11 protein-coding genes are annotated in these 17,426 nt (G+C 47.4%); 8 read left to right on the top strand and 3 right to left on the bottom strand.

The genetic code is table 11. The annotated features are described in order from the left end of the window. The first annotated feature begins 50 nt into the window (after positions 1-50). From NST94_RS24105 to NST94_RS24085, 5 genes are all read left to right on the top strand, one after another. The gene (locus NST94_RS24105; RefSeq protein WP_339244724.1) at positions 51-1,871 is read left to right on the top strand and encodes a sensor histidine kinase; all 1,821 of its coding nucleotides are present in this window, start codon (positions 51-53) and stop codon (positions 1,869-1,871) included. Then, positions 1,872-3,527 carry a response regulator gene (locus tag NST94_RS24100; protein ID WP_076129195.1) on the top strand — a complete coding sequence of 552 codons (1,656 nt, stop codon included), beginning with the start codon at positions 1,872-1,874 and terminating at the stop codon, positions 3,525-3,527. Between the two features lie 71 nt (positions 3,528-3,598). Beyond that, positions 3,599-5,290, top strand: a complete 1,692-nt coding sequence (locus NST94_RS24095) for an alpha-glucosidase (protein ID WP_076186343.1) — start codon at positions 3,599-3,601, stop codon at positions 5,288-5,290. Positions 5,291-5,442: 152 nt separating this feature from the next. Continuing rightward, positions 5,443-6,177 carry a class I SAM-dependent methyltransferase gene (locus tag NST94_RS24090; RefSeq protein WP_076129197.1) on the top strand — a complete coding sequence of 245 codons (735 nt, stop codon included), beginning with the start codon at positions 5,443-5,445 and terminating at the stop codon, positions 6,175-6,177. A 38-nt stretch (positions 6,178-6,215) separates the two neighbouring features. Continuing rightward, a complete protein-coding gene (locus NST94_RS24085) occupies positions 6,216-7,226 on the top strand; it encodes an MBL fold metallo-hydrolase (protein WP_339281372.1) in 1,011 nt (336 codons plus the stop codon). A 1,317-nt stretch (positions 7,227-8,543) separates the two neighbouring features. Here the strand turns inward: NST94_RS24085 and NST94_RS24080 are convergent. Beyond that, on the bottom strand, positions 8,544-9,152 hold the full coding sequence (locus NST94_RS24080) for a phosphatidylglycerophosphatase A (RefSeq protein WP_076129198.1): 609 nt from the start codon (positions 9,150-9,152) through the stop codon (positions 8,544-8,546). Between the two features lie 269 nt (positions 9,153-9,421). Here NST94_RS24080 and NST94_RS24075 point away from each other — a divergent pair, with 269 nt between their 5' ends. The 3 genes from NST94_RS24075 to NST94_RS24065 all read left to right on the top strand — a co-directional run bounded on the left by NST94_RS24075 (position 9,422) and on the right by NST94_RS24065 (position 12,135). Continuing rightward, entirely contained in the window at positions 9,422-10,555 is a 1,134-nt protein-coding gene (locus NST94_RS24075) for a GerMN domain-containing protein (protein WP_175617402.1), read from the top strand. Positions 10,556-10,718: 163 nt separating this feature from the next. Then, a complete protein-coding gene (rph, locus tag NST94_RS24070; RefSeq protein ID WP_339281371.1) occupies positions 10,719-11,477 on the top strand; it encodes a ribonuclease PH in 759 nt (252 codons plus the stop codon). A gap of 1 nt (position 11,478) precedes the next feature. Then, the gene (locus NST94_RS24065) at positions 11,479-12,135 is read left to right on the top strand and encodes an XTP/dITP diphosphatase (RefSeq protein WP_076129200.1); all 657 of its coding nucleotides are present in this window, start codon (positions 11,479-11,481) and stop codon (positions 12,133-12,135) included. A gap of 393 nt (positions 12,136-12,528) precedes the next feature. On the opposite strand, the gene NST94_RS24060 is transcribed toward NST94_RS24065, so the two are convergent. Both NST94_RS24060 and NST94_RS24055 read right to left on the bottom strand, forming a co-directional pair. Continuing rightward, on the bottom strand, positions 12,529-14,955 hold the full coding sequence (locus tag NST94_RS24060) for a glycosyl hydrolase family 18 protein (protein ID WP_339281370.1): 2,427 nt from the start codon (positions 14,953-14,955) through the stop codon (positions 12,529-12,531). 60 nt (positions 14,956-15,015) lie between these two features. Further along, a complete protein-coding gene (locus NST94_RS24055) occupies positions 15,016-16,959 on the bottom strand; it encodes a glycosyl hydrolase family 18 protein (RefSeq protein ID WP_339281369.1) in 1,944 nt (647 codons plus the stop codon). Between the last annotated feature and the right edge of the window lie 467 nt (positions 16,960-17,426).

The raw sequence follows: 17,426 nt of genomic DNA, 5'->3' as shown, positions 1-17,426 counted from the left end.
CAGTTATACTTGGTTTACACATTTATTGATTATACATGAAGGTGGTTCTCATGAATCGAAACATCCGCTTATTAAGCCGTTATCGCCATCTTCCGCTCCAGTTTAAGCTGTTATTATGGTTTGTGCCGCTGCTTCTCGTGACTATATTTGCTATGGGGTGGAACTCCTATCAGATCTCTTCGCAGCAGGTGGTGGAGAAAATGAAACAGTCACAGGATCACCTGACCCGGAAAACAGCAGAGCAGATTGATGAGATGGTGAGGGGAATGATTTCTTTTTCCAATACACTCTTTCTGGATGAAAGTGTGCAGCGGCTCTTAGTGTCGTCAGAAGCACAAAAAGAACGTAATTCCGTATTTAAAACGGTCACCAACCTGATGGTCGCTGGCAATTCGATTCAATCCCTGATTCTATACTCTTTGGAAGACCAGAATAATGGGGCGGAGCCTTTTGCTGCGAACCAAGCCGGATTGACGACTGGCATGAAGTTCTCTAACTTTATCCAAACCTCGTACTACAAGGAAGCCGTTGAAGCCGCAGGCAGTCCAACCTTTGGATTGTCCAGACCCACGGATGGCATATTTGTTGGTGATCATTATCATAAGATTGTACTTTCCAGAATTATCAAGAATGTATATACTTTAAAACCCGCAGGGCTAGCGGTGATCGGGGTCGATGCTGGAAAGATCGGAAGCCAATATCTAGACAACTCTGAAGATGATGTAGATATGTTTGTGGTAGATCGAGACGGACTCATCATTACGGCTTCTAACCGGAGCTGGATCGGCAAAAGAGATCTTGATCTTCCGTATTTTGCGGACAGCGACCCTAAGTTGAACCTAGAGGAGAGACTGGAGTCTACAGCGGATCACAAACAGTGGATTGTCTCGCATCTGCAGTCAGAAACGACGGGTTGGTATGTAGTGGTGGTGCATTCCAAACGGCAGCTTGTCAAAGAGCTGGGGCAGATTTCACAGGTCACGGTGACGATCGCTTTTCTGTGCTTAGCAGTTAGCTTAATGGTTACCTGGCTCGCCGCCGCCTCAATAACGAAACCGCTGAAAAAACTTTCCCGCTCCATGCGCAGATTCCAGACAGGGGATTTCACGCAGCGCGTATTTTTTGAAGGGAATGATGAGATTGGTCTCTTGGGCCATGGTTATAATCTAATGGTGCAGCGGATCAAATCGCTCATCAATGATGTATATGCCTCCAAACTGAAGCAGCAGGAAGCAGAATTGAAAACGCTTCAGGCGCAGATCAGGCCGCACTTTTTATATAACACGCTGAATACGATTTGTTGGGAAGCTGAGAAGAAGGGCGACAAAGAAATAGCGGATATGGTCTATTCGCTTTCTCAAGTATTCCGGCTGAGCTTAAATGATGGGCGGGATACGTTTACATTGGAACAGGAAGTAGAGCTTGTGACGAATTATTTGTTCCTGCAAAAAAATCGGTTTAGAGAACGTTTTGAGTTCGAAATTGCCTTGGATGAGAGTATCAAGGATTTCACAGTTCCGAAGCTGCTGCTCCAGCCACTGGCGGAAAATGCAGTGATTCATGGGATCGAGCCACTGGCTGGAAGTGGACTCATCTCGATTCGCGCCTTTCGCAAAGATAGAACTATTGTACTCGAGGTTCAAGATAACGGGGTGGGAATCACGCCGGAAAGACTTCAGGAGCTACATCAGCGTTTAGCGAGAGGAAGCTCTATTTCGGAGGAAGAGGAGAATGCTGGACGTTCGGGGTTTGCACTCTCGAATGTACAGGAACGTTTAGCTTTGTTTTTTGCCGGAGCCTCATTGCAAGTAGAGAGTGTAGAAGGAGCAGGCACACGTATTATCATTCATATCACTGTGGAGGGTCCCTAAATGATGAAGCTGAAGCTGCTGATTGCTGAAGACGAAGACACCATCCGTGAGGGTATCGTCAATATGATTGACTGGAATTCGCATCAGATTGAGGTAATGGGCGAGGCGGGGAACGGAAGTGAAGCGCTGGCTCTGATGGAGTCTGAACAGCCGGATTTATTGTTAACGGATATCCGCATGCCGCAGATGAATGGTCTGGAGCTAATCGAAGCTGGACGGCGTCGCGGTTACGACTTTCGCTCGATTATTTTATCTGGCTACAATGAGTTCTCTTATGCGAAACAAGCGATTGCGCTGGGGGTTGTCGATTATGTGCTGAAGCCGTGCCGGCCGGAGGAAATTCTGAAGACGGTACTCAAGGCTAAGGAGCTAATTGAAAGGCAGCGTTGTCAGGAGAATGAGCAGCTAAAAAGAGATCGTTCCTGGCATAAAAATGCACCGCTTGTCAAAAGCCAAGTGCTGTCCCAATGGATTCATCATCCTCCGGTTCCGCTGGAGCGGCGGCAGGAGCTGATCGGTGAGTTAGCTATGGCTATTAGTCACGAAGGTCCGCAGATTGGGCTGGTCAGCTTTGATTTTGATCCTCCCTCTGCTGGTGGGTCTGGACAGGATTTTGTACTTTTACGTTACGCGGCCCTAAATATTATTAGTGAGACCTTGTCTCCTATCTATAAAGGAAAAATCGAGACCTTTCATGATGGCAATCTCCTGCTCTGGATCGGCAGTGGTTTAGCTGGAACGGATTCTCGCAAGTCTTACCGAACCCCCATCTATTTAAAAGAGCAGATCGGGATGCTGCAAAGCAATCTGGAGAAATACCTCAAGCTGTCAATCAGTATTGCTGTAGGCTCCTGTCGTGCGGATATTTCGGAAGCTCACCTGTCTTATAAAGAAGCGCTTCAGGCTATGGAATCCCGCTTTCTGAACGGGAAAGGCGGCGTTTATTTTTTTACAGAAGGTTCGGGAGTTATTGGGGGTGGCGCACAGGAGATCGGGATTTTAGATGATCCTGAATTAAATGTGCTGGAGGATGAGATGCTTGTGGCAGTCGGTGCAGGAAGTAATGAGCTTGCCCTCGATCTGCTGGAGCAGTGGCTGGAACGTTTTCGCGGAAACCCCGGATGCCTCAAGCAGGAGGTGAATATTCGGGCAACAGCTTTTGTCGTTCGCCTTAAGAGGCTTGCGCAGGAAAAACAAGTAGCTGGATTCGAATGGAAGCAGCATTTGGTCAATTGGATGGAGCAGGCACCACAGATCGAGACGCTGGAAGAATTATCTACGATCCTGAATAAGATCATGCAGAATGTGGTGGAGGCTTTTTCTAAACATCGCCCTCTGCATCGAACAGTAGTTACAGCGCTTGAGATCATCCGTAACAAATATAATACCAATCTATCTCTGGAGTATGTTGCGAAGGAAGCTTATGTATCTAATACTTATTTAAGTTCACTGTTCCGCCAGGAGCTGGGTGTGAATTTTCTCGATTACTTGCATCAATACCGGGTAGAAGAGGCAAAAAAGCTGCTCCGCCAAAACTTAAAAATGTACGCCGTTGCAAAGTTAGTGGGCTATGGGGAAGAACGCCACTTCAGTGCTACTTTTAAGAAATGGACCGGACTTACGCCCTCACAATATCAAAAGGGACTAGGGAAGTAGGAGTAAATTGTTATCTACTAGGCTTTGTGTGGTTAAACTCTACATATAGCTAAATAGGAGGTAACCGAGAAATGAACCCGAAATGGTGGAAAGAGAGTGTCGTGTACCAAATTTATCCGATTAGCTTCATGGATAGTAACGGAGATGGGATTGGAGACTTGCAAGGAATCATATCCAGACTGGATTATCTGCAGGATTTAGGTGTAGACGTGATTTGGGTCTGCCCTATTTATAAATCACCAAACCATGATAACGGTTATGATATCAGTGATTACTGTGACATTATGAAGGAATTTGGCACGATGGATGATTTTGACCATTTGCTGAGGGAGATGCACGCACGTGGGATGAAGCTGATGATGGATTTGGTTCTGAACCATACGTCACATGAGCACCCATGGTTTGTTGAATCTAGATCGTCGAAAGATAATCCGAAACGGGATTACTATATTTGGCGAAAAGGAAAAAATGGGGGACCCCCGAATAACTGGGAGTCTTATTTCAGTGGCTCGGTGTGGGAGCTTGATCCGCGGACGGATGAATATTACCTTCACCTTTACTCCAAATATCAGCCTGATCTGAACTGGGAGAATCCGGTGGTCATTGATAAGCTGCATGAGATGGTGGAATGGTGGCTGAAGAAGGGTGTGGACGGATTCCGCTTTGATGCCATTGCACATATCGTGAAGACGAAAGGGTACCCGGATGCGGATAATCCAGGTGGAACACCTACCGTAAGGGCTTATGGAATGTTCTCCAATCTGGCAGATGTGCATACCCTGCTACAGAATTTATATGATAAAGTGCTTTATTTCTACGATATTATGACGGTAGGAGAGACCTCAGGACTTGGACCGGAGCAGGCGCTAGATTATGTAGGGGACGGGCGTAGAGAGCTGAATATGACTTTTCAGTTTGAGCATATGTTTCTGGATGCCGCTTCGGCAGGTAGTGGAAAATGGGATGTCGTCCCATGGAGTCTACTGGAGCTGAAAAAGATTATGAGTAATTGGCAGACGGTTCTGCATGACAAAGGCTGGAATGCGAATTATCTCTGCAACCATGACCAGCCGCGCGCAGTGTCCCGGTTTGGGAACGACCTTTTTTACCGGATTCCTTCGGCTAAAATGCTGGCGACCTTCATTCACATGCTGGAAGGCACACCTTATATTTATCAAGGCGAAGAAATTGGTATGACGAATGTCTGTTTCGAATCCATTGATGAGTACCGGGATGTAGAGACGCTTAATTATTATGAAGAAAAGCGAAAAAACGGCGTTCCAGAAGAGCAGATTATGTCTGCCATTCATCATAAAAGCCGGGATAATGCCCGCACCCCGATGCAGTGGGACGATGGTCACGCAGGTGGTTTTACGACGGGGACTCCTTGGATTGAAGTAAATTCCAACTATATGGAGATCAACGCTGGCAATGCGATTAAAGATCCCGATTCCATCTACAACTACTATAAACAGCTGATCGCCCTGAGAAAAAAACACAAAGTCATCGTTTATGGAGCCTACGGGCTGCTGCTCGCAGAGCATACAGAGATATATGCGTATACTCGGACATTAGAAGATCAGCGGCTGCTGGTTATTCTGAATTTTTATGATGGAGAGCCTGTATTCGAATGGCCAGCGGAGTTCCAACCAGACAATATTGAGCTGTTAATTTCTAATTATTCCGTAGAAAAAGATGAGCAGATCCAACCGCTTAAACTTCGTCCTTATGAAGCGCGAGTATATTTGCAGCAGCTTGTGTAAGGGAAGCTACAGGAATGAGTTGTCATGAAGGGGCTGAGCGCTCCACTGTGACAACTCTTCTTTGAGTTTGTGAGTAAAAGACTGTACAATGGCGATACATTAACATACATAGAGTGGAGTTACAGGAAGACGCCTGTGGGAGGAGAGACAACATGACTGAATGGTATGAAAAGAGCTTCGGAGAGGATTATCTGGTCGTATACAAACATCGAGACTTTGGTGGAGCTCGTAAAGAAGTTGAACGAATGATCTCGTGGCTGGGACTACCGCCAGGCTCCAAAGTGCTGGATTTATGTTGTGGGATGGGACGTCATTCACTGGCGCTTGCGGAAGCAGGGTACGAGGTAACTGGAGTAGATTTATCAGAGGTACTGCTGCGTGAGGCAAGATCTCAAAAAGGAGCGGAGCAGGTAACTTGGCTGCGTTCTGACATGCGGGACCTACCGTTAACTGGAGGTTTCGATGCTGTGGTTAATCTGTTCACTTCCTTTGGTTATTTTGAAGAGGATGAGGAGCAGGTAAAGGTTTTGCGTGAAATCTATCGGATGTTGAAGCCGGGTGGCAAGTTTGTTATTGATTATCTGAACCCTGCGTATGTGATTCGTCATCTGGTGCCGCATTCTACCCGTGAGGATGGAAAGAATCTGATTGATGAGTCGCGGCGGATCGAGGATGGGTATGTGAAGAAGGACATCATTTTAACCTCTAAGAATGATTCTACATCTCGTCAATATCATGAACGTGTGAAGCTGTATTCCTTGGAGAAATTCAGCGGAATGATCGAGGAAGCAGGTTTACAGCTCGAAGCTGTGCATGGCAGCTATGAAGATGAGGTTTATAATGCAGAAAGCTCCACGCGGATGATTTTTAGTGGAATTCGATCGTAATGGTATCAGGAAAAAGATTCAAAGGCGGTGATCGCACCATGTCTAAGGCGGATATCACTTCATGGGACAAGAACATTCTTCAGGTCTCGGTGCCCATGGACTCGCCGCTTCGTCAAGTGAACAGCTATATTCTGCCTGATGAGGATGGCAGAATTACTATTATCGATCCCGGTCCGCGTAGCCCGGAGACAGAAAAATGCTGGCAGGCGATCCTGCAGGAGCTGGGATTGTCGTGGAAGGACGTGCGGGATATCGTCGTAACGCATCATCATCCCGATCATTATGGATTGGCGGGATGGTTGCAGTCGCAGACCGGATGTAAAGTATGGATGACTGAACGTGCTCATGCCGAAGCGATGTTGATGTGGGGCGGTAACACGGATATCAATGAAGTTTTGCCGTTATATTTCATCAGACACGGAATGTCGGAAGAATGGTCGAGTGGAATTAAAGCGCATTTGGAGAGCTTTGACGCTCAAGTAGAGCCACAGCCGGTTGTAACTTATCTGAATGAGGTAGAGCCTTTCGGGATGGGTGGCCGTGAATGGAAATTGATTGTAACTGGCGGACATGCACCGGGACATGTGAGTTTCTATCATGCGGGCAGCGGGCAAATGATCTGCGGCGATGCTGTGCTGCCGCAGATTTCGCCCAATGTCAGCCTGCTTCCAGGCAGCGATCCACAGCCGCTGCAGACGTTTGTTCAGGGGCTGTGGGAGCTGGGGAGCTACCCGGTCAGCATGGCGTTCCCGGGTCATCGGGAACCGTTCACGGGCTTCGCGCACCGGGTCAGCAGCCTGCTCGCTCATCATGAGGAGCGGCTGGATGCCGCGGCAGCCTTGCTCGCAAACGGCCCGCTGAGCGGCTTCGCCGTCTGCGAAATTCTGTTTCGCAGCCGGGTAACCACCGTTCACCAGATGCGCTTTGCAATGAGTGAGACACTGGCGCATCTGGCGGAGCTGATGCGCCGGGAGCGGGCAGTGATGATAGAGGCGGACGGTGCTATATTGTTTGCAGCATCTGAAAGTGCTGGTGACCATGTTAGTTAGAGTTTCTAGCGCGATCGAAGAGTGATGAATGATGAAATGAATTGAGATATGAATGTTATGATCGAGTAGAGGTACAGAGCAGTCTTGTGTTATTGGGACTGCTCTTTTTTGGGTTTTGGTTTTAGTGACTAGGTAGAGAGTATATTTCGGTGCTATTTATATGAATATTGAGCTCCTTAGTCCGACCACATACCAAACTAACATTTGATACATACTCATGCGTCACGCTGATCATTTGGACTAACATTTGATTACTTTACTCATGCGTCATGCTGATCATTCGGGCTCAGATTTGATTACTTACTGATGCGTTACACAGATCATTCGGACTAACATTTGATTACTTTACTCATGCGTCACGCTGATCATTCTTGCTCAGATTTGATTACTTACTCATGCACACAGATCATTCGGACTCAGATGCCGCTATTCGTGGATTTTGGGACTTTTGAGGTGAGTATCGGACCGGAGAGGCGTTATTGCTAGAGTAATGGGTTGTTATTGGTCATTTTTGAGTGAATAGTGACTCTGGAGTCCGAAAGTGACTAAATCAAGGGTGATTTATGGAAATAGGGTCACCTGAGTCCGACCGCATTACCAAACTACCATTTGATTACTTAACGCATGCGTCATGCTGATCATTCGGATTTAGATTTGATTACTTTACTCATGCGTTACACAGGTTATTCGGACTCAGACGCCGCTATTCGTGGGTTTTGGGACTTTTGAGGTGAGTATCGGACCGGAGAGGCGTTATTGCTAGTGCAGAGGGTTGTTATTGGTCATTTTTGAGTGAATAGCGACTCTGGAGTCCGAAAGTGTCCAAATCAAAGAGGATATGTGAGTATAGTGTCACCTGAGTCCGATCGCATTACCCAACTAACATTTGATTACTTTTCTCATGCGTCATGCTGATCATTCGGGCTCAGATTTGATTACTTACTCATGTGTCACACAGATCATTCGGACTCAGATGCCGCTATTCGTGGGTAGAAACACATCTTGCCGAGTAACTAAGTGTTGGTATTGACTAATTGGGGAATTTCTCCCTGTTTTTTGAGGTTTGTTAGGGTGTAGAGCGGATATTAGGGAATATCTCCCTAATAATCTACGAATGTAGCTATAAATTAAGGTTTTCGTAGAGTTATTAGGGAAGAATTCCCTAATAACTTAGGTTTTGAACGATTTTCGGTATTTTTTAGGGAGTTTTTCCCTAAAACTGTCCCAACCCAACCTTAAAAAAAGCGATTGTCTCATAACCCGCAAGGGTTACGAAACAATCGCTTTTTAATTCTCAGAGTGTACCCAAAACACCGGTTACTCCGGTTGTTTTTCATGTTCTGCAAGTTTCCTTGCAGCTTCTTCGCGATCCTCAGGCGAATGCGGAAGTTCGAGGTCTATCTCACGCTCCGCTTGCTTACGGTGTGCGATTCGGCTACTAGCTGCAGCGGCTACCGCGCCGACGATATCGTCGAGGAAGGTGTGGATCTGCCCGGTGTTTTTGTCGTTCAACCGTTCAAGAACGCCTGGCTTAAGCTTGTCCACATAACCATAGTTGGTGAAGCCAATGCTGCCATATACATTTACGATGGAGAAAGCCAGAATCTCATCCACTCCGTATAATCCCTCATCATTTTCGATCATATCCTGAAGCGGTGGAAACAACTTCCCCTCCTCCGCGAGCATGTCCAATTGAATGCCCGTAAGTACCGCATTTTGCACTTCTCGTTTGCTGAGTACCATCTCAACGTTATGGACACATTCTTCCATCGTTAAGTTTGGATAATATTTTTTTTGCAGAAACATAACGAGCTCTGCGATTTCCTGCAGGTTTACTCCACGCTTATTCAACCACATTTTGGTCGCATCTGCGACTGCCTTGCTGTTCAGACTGTAAGGTATTTTTGCGATTGGTTCATCAGCCATGATTAGTCACCTCGTAAGTTAAGTCTTTGCATTACAACGTTCGTTAGCATGATGTTAAGCGCTGGTGTTATCTCAGATTGTACGTTTAGAAAAAGTATTTGTCCAGAAAACGGAGTCTATGTGAATTAATATCTAGATCCAACCTAACCTGAAAATAAAGCGCACAGGCTTTTCCAACAATTTAGGATAAGCAGTTGTTATTTTTTGGACAAAGGTCTCGTATACATAGCAGTACAAATGCTATCTAACCTTGAAAGGGGTAATAAATGATGAAAACAATGCAACAAATCCGCGGGATTTCCGCAGTCTGCCTACTCGCAGTTCCACTGGCACTGTCCGGTTGCGGCTTGTTCGGTTCGGAATCAGCATCGATTGATGCTCCGCCACCTGAGGTTGAAGCGCAGATGTTACAGACAGAGGGAAATAATACTTTGGATTCAGGTGTATTTGGTCCAGTGGCTCAGGATGATGCACAAGCAGTTGTGAAGGACAGCACCAAAACCGCTAAAGCAACGGATAAAGCAACGGCTTCCGGTGACCGGACGACCGTATATTTGGAAGATGGAAATGGCTTACTCGCTCCAGTGTCGCTAAATCTGCCAAAAAGCAAAGATTCCAGCACGCTCAAGAACTCTTTAATGGCATTAGTGAATAAGGGAGAATATGCGTCCTCATTGCCAGAAGGCTTCCAAGGTATTCTACCAGCTGGAACTGAGGTGCAAAGCATTACGGTAGACAAGTCGAATCTGGCAGTTGTTGAGTTCAATTCGGAATTTAACAACTACGATGCTGCGGATGAACGCAAAATCCTTGAAGCGATCACTTGGACACTTACCGGTCAAGATGACATTAAAGGTGTACAGTTCTGGGTAGATGGTAAAAAGCTTACGGAAATGCCGCTTCAAGGTACTCCGCTGGATCGCCCGCTGTCCCGTACAATGGGCATTAACCTGCCTAAACAAGGTCCATCTTTGATGAACTCTAGTGCGGTTACTGTTTATTTTTCCACAACATCTCCTGACGGTATCCAATATTATGTTCCGGTTACGCGCTTTGTACCCGCAGGGCAAGAGCAGCTGACTGCTGCTATCAATGAACTGATTGCGGGACCTGAATCCGGAGACGGTCTGGAAATGGTTATGACACAGGGCACATCACTTGATTCGGTTGAAGCCGGACAAAACGGTGTTGTTACTGTATCCTTGACTGACGATATGTTCGCAGATGGGAAGGAAGTTCCTGCCGAATTACTGGAATCGGTTGTTCTGACTGTTGCGCAAAATACGGAAGATGCTCTGGTTCAAATTCGTTTGAACGGCAAACAATCGATTACTGACACTGACAATGTGGACTATAGCAAACCTGTTTCTGCACCTGAATTTTTGAACGAGCTCCCGTTATAGAATGACCTTCTAAGGTTTAAAAGATGCTTTTGTGCCTCCTCTTTGGTAGAATAAAAGTTGCTCAAAAAGACGTAACGTCCCGAACGGTGAACTGCTGCAATGAACAACAGGGAAACGGGACTCACACTAAACTATTAGCTATACGATGTAGGAGGCAGAAAAGATGAGATCAAACGGGCGAACTGACGACCAATTACGGCCGCTGACAATAACGACCCAAACGAATAAATATGCTGAGGGCTCCGTGATCATTGAGATGGGAGACACCAAAGTTATTTGTACGGCTACTGTAGAGGAAAAAGTGCCTCCGTTTCTTAAAGGACAAGGAAAAGGCTGGGTAACTGCCGAATATTCGATGCTTCCTCGGGCCACCCAGTCCCGTAATCAACGTGAAGCTGCACGCGGTAAACTTACCGGACGTACAATGGAAATCCAGCGGCTGATCGGCCGTGCGCTTCGCTCCGTGGTGAATTTACAAGCGTTAGGTGAACGCAGTATTACGCTGGATTGTGATGTGATTCAGGCGGATGGGGGAACTCGGACGGCTTCGATAACAGGCGCTTTTGTTGCCATGGCATTTGCTATTAATAAAATTGCACTACAGCACAAGCTGGCTGTTTTTCCTATAACAGACTTTTTGGGAGCAATTAGTGTAGGTGTTGTAGGGGATAAAACATTGCTCGATCTGAATTATGAAGAGGATTCCAAAGCCAAAGTGGATATGAATGTAGTCATGACCGGCGGCGGTGCTTTTGTTGAGGTACAAGGGACTGGCGAAGAAAGACCATTCTCGCGTCAAGAGCTGGACCTATTATTAGGTCTAGGTGAGAAGGGAATTTATGAACTGATTGCGGCGCAAAAAGAAGCGCTCGGAGCGATTGCTCTGAAAATCCCTTCCTGCCAACCGGGCCAAGAGGTGTAACATGAATTCCACGGGCAATATTCTCATTGTCGCAACGAAGAATAAGGGGAAGGTGCGCGAGTTCGAGCACGCTTTTGCCCCGCTGGGCCTGACAGTTAAGAGTATGTATGACTATCCGCATCTGCCCGATGTGGTGGAAGACGGGGCTACTTTTGCAGAGAATGCGTTTAAAAAATCCAAAGCCGTAGGTGATGCACTTGGAATTCCGGTACTCGCTGATGATTCGGGTCTTTGTGTAGATGCTTTGGATGGCAGACCGGGTGTGTACTCTGCACGTTTTGCCGGTGAAGACGCTACGGATGGGGAAAATAACCTGAAGCTGCTTAGCGAGCTAGAGAGATTGAAACAGGGGGAAGACACAGATCAGCCTTTGCTGAGCACAGCTAGGTTCGTCTGTACTTTATCGCTGTACGATCCAGTTTCCAAGCAGGAGCTAACCGCAGAAGGTGCGGTCGAAGGTTGGATTACTTCAGAACCATCAGGTGCTGGCGGTTTCGGTTACGACCCGCTATTTTATCTGTCGGAACATGAAAAAACTATGGCCGAGCTTACGCTGGAAGAGAAGCAGCAGATTAGCCATCGAGGAACTGCACTGCGACTGCTGACGGCGAAGCTGGAGAAAAAACTGGCAGCCGAAGGCGGCCTATCGCAGGAATAGATTTTTATATAAAAGTGGGGGTGTCCAAAAGCCGCGAAATGGCTGCTGGGCACCCCCGTTTTTTATTCCTTCCCCTTAAACAAAGCATCAAACTTCGTTCGATTCTAGCACATTCACCCGTATGAAGCGGCTACCCGGACACAGCTGACCTTAAACGCAGCTATATCCGATAATTGAGATTCTACTGGACCCCAAAGTCGCTATGGGCACGAAAAACACCCCAATAGAAGCATTTCATAAGGAATAGCAGCACTGGAGTCCGAAACACAGCTCCAAAGGCTTGAAATTTGTAAATAACGTCAACTGGGTCCTTAACGTAAGCCCCAGAGAATGAGTATGACTCTGCACTAATAATGGGATGTTCTCCTTGTTGGAATCAAGGAGAGCACCGGATTATATCAGCTTCCAAAGAGCAGGTGTGGAAGCTGGCTCCCACCCCTGAAGTGAAGTGTGAGGCTGCAAGCAGGTATACGTTTTTCCACTGTAGGCAACAACATCACCTACTTTATAAGCAACTCCTGTTACCCAGCTAGACCCTCCCGAAGTAGGTGTAGCAGTCGGTAATGGAGTTTGCGTGGGTGTTACGGTTGCGGTGGGCGTTGGTGCCACCGTAGGCGCTGGAGTAACGGTTGCAGTAGGCGTCGGTGCCACCGTAGGTGTCAAAGTCGGTGTTACTGTTGGAGCTACAGTTGCCGTTGGTGTAGAAGTTGCTGTTCCACACACGCTGATGTATTTCCAGACACCGTCCGGTCCGCTAAGATCGGGACGATCGCCTTGTGTCCACCACTTGGCTTCATAGAGTGAGCCGTTGTAGGAAACGCGTTGTCCGCCAGTATATGCGGTTGCCGCATTCCAGGTCGCTGCCGAACATTGTCCCGGCGTAGGAGTAGGTGTTGGCGCTACAGTTGGCGTTGGCGTCACGGTTGCCGTCGGAGTCGGTGTTGTTGTAGGTGTTGGTGTTGGTGTAGTCGTCGGAGTCGGTGTCGGTGATGCAGACGGTGTTGGCGTAGGTGTAATGCCTCCGTACAGTTTATCGTATTCCTGTTGGGACGAGTTTCCGTTCAGGGTGATTCGCTGTGGACCGCCTGAAAAGTTCAGCTTCATCATACCCGGAATTTCAAGTGAAGCTCCATTCGCAATAGTTTGAGTAGCTGTACCTGTAATACGGTAGCGGTTGAAATCCCAGGCCGTGGAGATTTGCTCAACGCTACCGGCTCCCCATGCCGAGGTTAGGGTTGTAGTTGTTGGCAGGTCGAACTCCAGCTTCCAGCCACCGGAAATATCTGTGCCGGTATTGTTCGTTATTTTTAATGAATAGGTATAGTTCGGATGATCATAGGCGCCGCTGAAGCTGAGGTTGAAGTTTTTAGGTTCAGGCAACTGCGGCTTAGGAGCTCCGCCCGGCGGCGAGGCTGTCTTCAGCTGATCATAGGCAAAATCGGTCAGAGAATTGCCATACGTATAAGTGCCATCGCTCTGCTCAGAGTAATCGCCCGTTAGTTCCCAGAACATCATACCTCCCAAGCCTTTTTGCTTGATGTAATCCAGCTTGTAGCCAAGAGATTCCTTATCTTCATACGTAAGAAAAATCTTCTTGTCTGCATTGAATAAGTACGGTGTTTTGGTAACAGGATCGAAGTAACGCTTATTCGCTGGATCTTTGAGCAGATTTAGCACATGCCAGATCGGATTTGCACCAGCAGGCTGCTCTGGTGCGGGATCATTCCAGATCCCGTATTGGCCATCTGCTCCCCCACCGGTTGTCGGAGCTGTGCCGTAAAGGCCGGTATTGTTGATGCCTCCATTCACATTTTTCCAGCCTCGTGAATAATAAGGAACTCCGATCACGATTTTTTCCGGAGGAAGCGTTCCAAGATAGTATCGGACCGCCCAGTCGGTATTCAGAACCGGAGTGCCCAGCGCAGCAGTTTCAGTATCGCGGGAATCCGGGTACAATGCAGAATGCGGCCCTACATATCCATTCCAAGCCCCATGGAAATCATAGGTCATAAGGTTCGCCCAGTCTAAATACTGATTGGCTTCCCCAAGCTTCATGCCCCCAAGAATCCAGGAAGAGGCGGTGGCCGCAATGGTCAGGTCATATTTCTGATTGTCTTGAGCACCTGCCAGATCGAGCTTTTCGCGGAGTTTTTTCATAAGAAGAACGTAGTTGTTGTAATTAACTGTACGCAGCGGTTCTGCCACGGCAAAATCGTTAGGATTACCGGACTGCCCAGTGCCAGAAGGGTACTCCCAATCGATGTCTACTCCGTTGAACTGATAGGTACGCAGAAAATCCACAACACTATTGGCAAAAGCTTCTCGCCCGGCTTCTGAATTCGCCATGTTGAAGAACCCTCCGGAACCCGACCAGCCGCCAACAGAAATCAGGGTGCGGACATCAGGATAGAGCTGTTTGTACTTAACCAGTTGGTTAAAATGCCCCTTAAAAGGCAGGGTGGTCAGCTGACCGGGATAGTCTTTTTCGATTGCAGCTGTACGGTCCATGAGATCAATCTTGTTCGTTTGAGGATTTACCTTGGCGAAGGCGTAGTTAATATGGGTAATTTTATCCCACGGAATCTTGTCTACGGTGTAAAATCCTTTGTTCTCCTGATCGCCCCACTCTGGGAAGTAAGCAACGATTTTACGAGGGTGATCAGCTGCTGGAGCGGGAGCGGAAGGTGTTGTTTCCGCGGCATGGGCCACTGGTAAGGATGCACCTGTCCCGGTGTAAAGTGGAACCAGAACGATTAGGCTCATTAGCGCAGCAAGGTAACTTATGGATATTTTGCGCTTAGCACGTGCTTTTGCAATCATATTTAATATACCTCCAAAGGGGGATAATGTTATTTCAGGAACGATGCTTCCAGCAAGTCTTTAATTGAGCTTCCATAGCGCAGGTGTGGTGGCTGGCTCCCAGCCCTGAAGTGAAGTGTGGGGCTGCAAGCAGGTATATGTTTTTCCGTTATAAGCGACGACATCACCTGTTTTGTACGCAACGCCTGTTCCCCAGCTAGACCCTTCCGAAGTAGGCGTAGCGGTAGGTAAAGGAGTTTGTGTAGGTGCAACGGTTGCAGTTGGTGTTGGCGCTAAAGTAGGCGTAGGTGCAACGGTTGCGGTAGGCGTTGGTGCTACCGTAGGTGTTAAAGTTGGGGCCACAGTTGCAGTTGGTGTTGGTGTCGCTGTTCCGCATACGCTGATGAATTTCCAGACCCCATCAGTTCCGCTAAGATCAGGACGATCCCCTTGCGTCCACCACTTGGCTTCATAGACTGAGCCATTGTAGGAGACACGCTGTCCGCCAGTGTATACGGTTGTTGCACCCCAGGTCGCTGCTGAACATTGTCCCGGTGTAGGCGTTGGGGTTGGCGTTGGTGTTGGTGTTGCAGTTGGAGTTGCAGTAGGTGTAGCGGTTGCAGTTGGTGTAGGTGTTGGTGATGTGGATGGTGTCGGTGTCGGCTGCACCACTCCGCCACCAAGATCGGCGTTTAGTTTATTGGTTAGTGTTTTGTTCCGGTCACCACTTGTTTCCCAGAACATAGCACCTGCAAGACCTTTGGACTTCAGGTAGCTGATCTTGTGGCCAAAGGATTCTACGTCGTCATAGCTGATAAAGGTTTGATTTGTTGGATTATAGAGATAAGGCGCTTTGGATGTATCATTCCAATAGCGGGTATAACCGTTTTTGTTGATATAATTGGCTTCGAGATCATAGAAATCATAGCTGCCTTTTTCCCATGTACCCGTTGGTGAGATGCCAGCGGACACCTGATATTGGCCGTTTCCTGAAGCAGGAGCTCCGCCCCAACCACGACCGTAAAAAGCCATGCCAAGTACAAGCTTGTTCGCAGGTACACCATTCGCAAGATAGGAGGTTACCGCTTTATCGATGTTAAAATTGTGCGGTTCGGTTAAGCCCGAAGCGGAAGCTGCGGGATCATAGTACAACGGAGCATTATGTCCGGTGGTGGTGTTCCAGCTCCCATTAAAGTCATAGGTCATAATATTGATCCAGTCGACAACGGAAGCAATGCCGGCCAGATTATTATTGTTGATATACGTTGGGCCTGCCCCGGAAGCAATGGTCAGCAGATAGGTTTTTCCATCCGCCGCGCCGGCTGTATTCAGCTTTTCGCGAACTTTTTGCAGCAGCAGTACATAGTTTTCTTTATCTTCAGGACGGTAGCTATTGCCTGCGAGTCCACCACTTACTGGATATTCCCAGTCGAGATCCACGCCGTCCATCTTGTATTTTCGAATAAAATCAACCGCGGAATTGGCAAAAACCTCACGGGTCGCAGCTGTCGCAGCTACATCCGAGAAACGGTTCGACCAGGTCCAGCCTCCAACGGAGATTAGGGTCTTCAGGTTCGGGTTCTTTTCCTTCAGCTTCCATAGCTGCTTCAGGTTACCTTTGATGGGATCATCCCATTTGTCATCCCCGAAGCTTTTTCCAGTGTCAATCCACGGGTCACCAAGAACAATCGTACCGTTCGGAACGCTGATGGCTTGGCCTTGCTCATTCTGGCAAGACCAGGTCACCGGATTAGGGCCGGTGGGGTCGGGATTGCCATGGATTCCATTCCAACAAATATCCGCAAAAGCGTAGTTAATGACATTCATTTTGGTAGGATCGATATCAGTTACATTGTAAGAACGCCCGTAAGCGGCCCATGAAGCGTAATAACCAACCAGTTTGTAATCCTGTGCGGCGTTGGCTATTTTGGGACTGCCGCCCAGGGTGGAAAAGAGTGTCAGAACAAGCGCGGCGATCATCGCAATTGCAAAGGTTTTGCGTGAAGCTTTTTTCGTGAAGATCATTGAATTTCTACCTCCTAGATTCAAAGTGTAGTTCGAAATTCTTTTCGGCAAGATGTCCTGACCTTCACCTCCCGTCGGTTGTAGTGCACCATCACCCTTGGCGTTTCTATCATTCTATTGAAGATCAATTCGTAGATTCAGCAGCAAAAAAGCAGCGGTCCAAATCAAGCCTTACCCAATCAGTAAGCGCTTTCTTTTATGCTTTTTGTGTGCTGCTGTTTCATGGATTTTTAAAGATGTAACATGCTGTGTATGGTTTGAATGAATAGAGGAGGATGTTTGGAAGTTGGATAATTAGGATGAATTAGATATAAATGGGTGATGGTAACTCTTATTCTCAAGCATAGCTTGCAATTGCGCTAGGGATAAAATCAGGTGATATAGGGGGACAATTTTCTAATTTATAGTGACTCTTCAAAAAGTGAACCCTTTTGGATTTGTATACTCGCCTTTTATCAAGAAACTCA

Source organism: Paenibacillus sp. FSL H8-0282 (assembly GCF_037963825.1).
GTDB classification, from domain to species: domain Bacteria; phylum Bacillota; class Bacilli; order Paenibacillales; family Paenibacillaceae; genus Paenibacillus_AQ; species Paenibacillus_AQ odorifer.
The sequence above is the reverse complement of the archived record's forward strand: the minus strand, read 5'-3'. Positions and strand labels throughout refer to the sequence as shown.

Coding starts and splice junctions, on each gene's coding strand:
- NST94_RS24105 (WP_339244724.1), top strand. CDS start 51: ATGAATCGAAACATCCGCTTATTAAGCCGTTATCGCCATCTTCCGCTC.
- NST94_RS24100 (WP_076129195.1), top strand. CDS start 1,872: ATGATGAAGCTGAAGCTGCTGATTGCTGAAGACGAAGACACCATCCGT.
- NST94_RS24095 (WP_076186343.1), top strand. CDS start 3,599: ATGAACCCGAAATGGTGGAAAGAGAGTGTCGTGTACCAAATTTATCCG.
- NST94_RS24090 (WP_076129197.1), top strand. CDS start 5,443: ATGACTGAATGGTATGAAAAGAGCTTCGGAGAGGATTATCTGGTCGTA.
- NST94_RS24085 (WP_339281372.1), top strand. CDS start 6,216: ATGTCTAAGGCGGATATCACTTCATGGGACAAGAACATTCTTCAGGTC.
- NST94_RS24080 (WP_076129198.1), bottom strand. CDS start 9,152: ATGGCTGATGAACCAATCGCAAAAATACCTTACAGTCTGAACAGCAAG.
- NST94_RS24075 (WP_175617402.1), top strand. CDS start 9,422: ATGAAAACAATGCAACAAATCCGCGGGATTTCCGCAGTCTGCCTACTC.
- rph (WP_339281371.1), top strand. CDS start 10,719: ATGAGATCAAACGGGCGAACTGACGACCAATTACGGCCGCTGACAATA.
- NST94_RS24065 (WP_076129200.1), top strand. CDS start 11,479: ATGAATTCCACGGGCAATATTCTCATTGTCGCAACGAAGAATAAGGGG.
- NST94_RS24060 (WP_339281370.1), bottom strand. CDS start 14,955: ATGATTGCAAAAGCACGTGCTAAGCGCAAAATATCCATAAGTTACCTT.
- NST94_RS24055 (WP_339281369.1), bottom strand. CDS start 16,959: ATGATCTTCACGAAAAAAGCTTCACGCAAAACCTTTGCAATTGCGATG.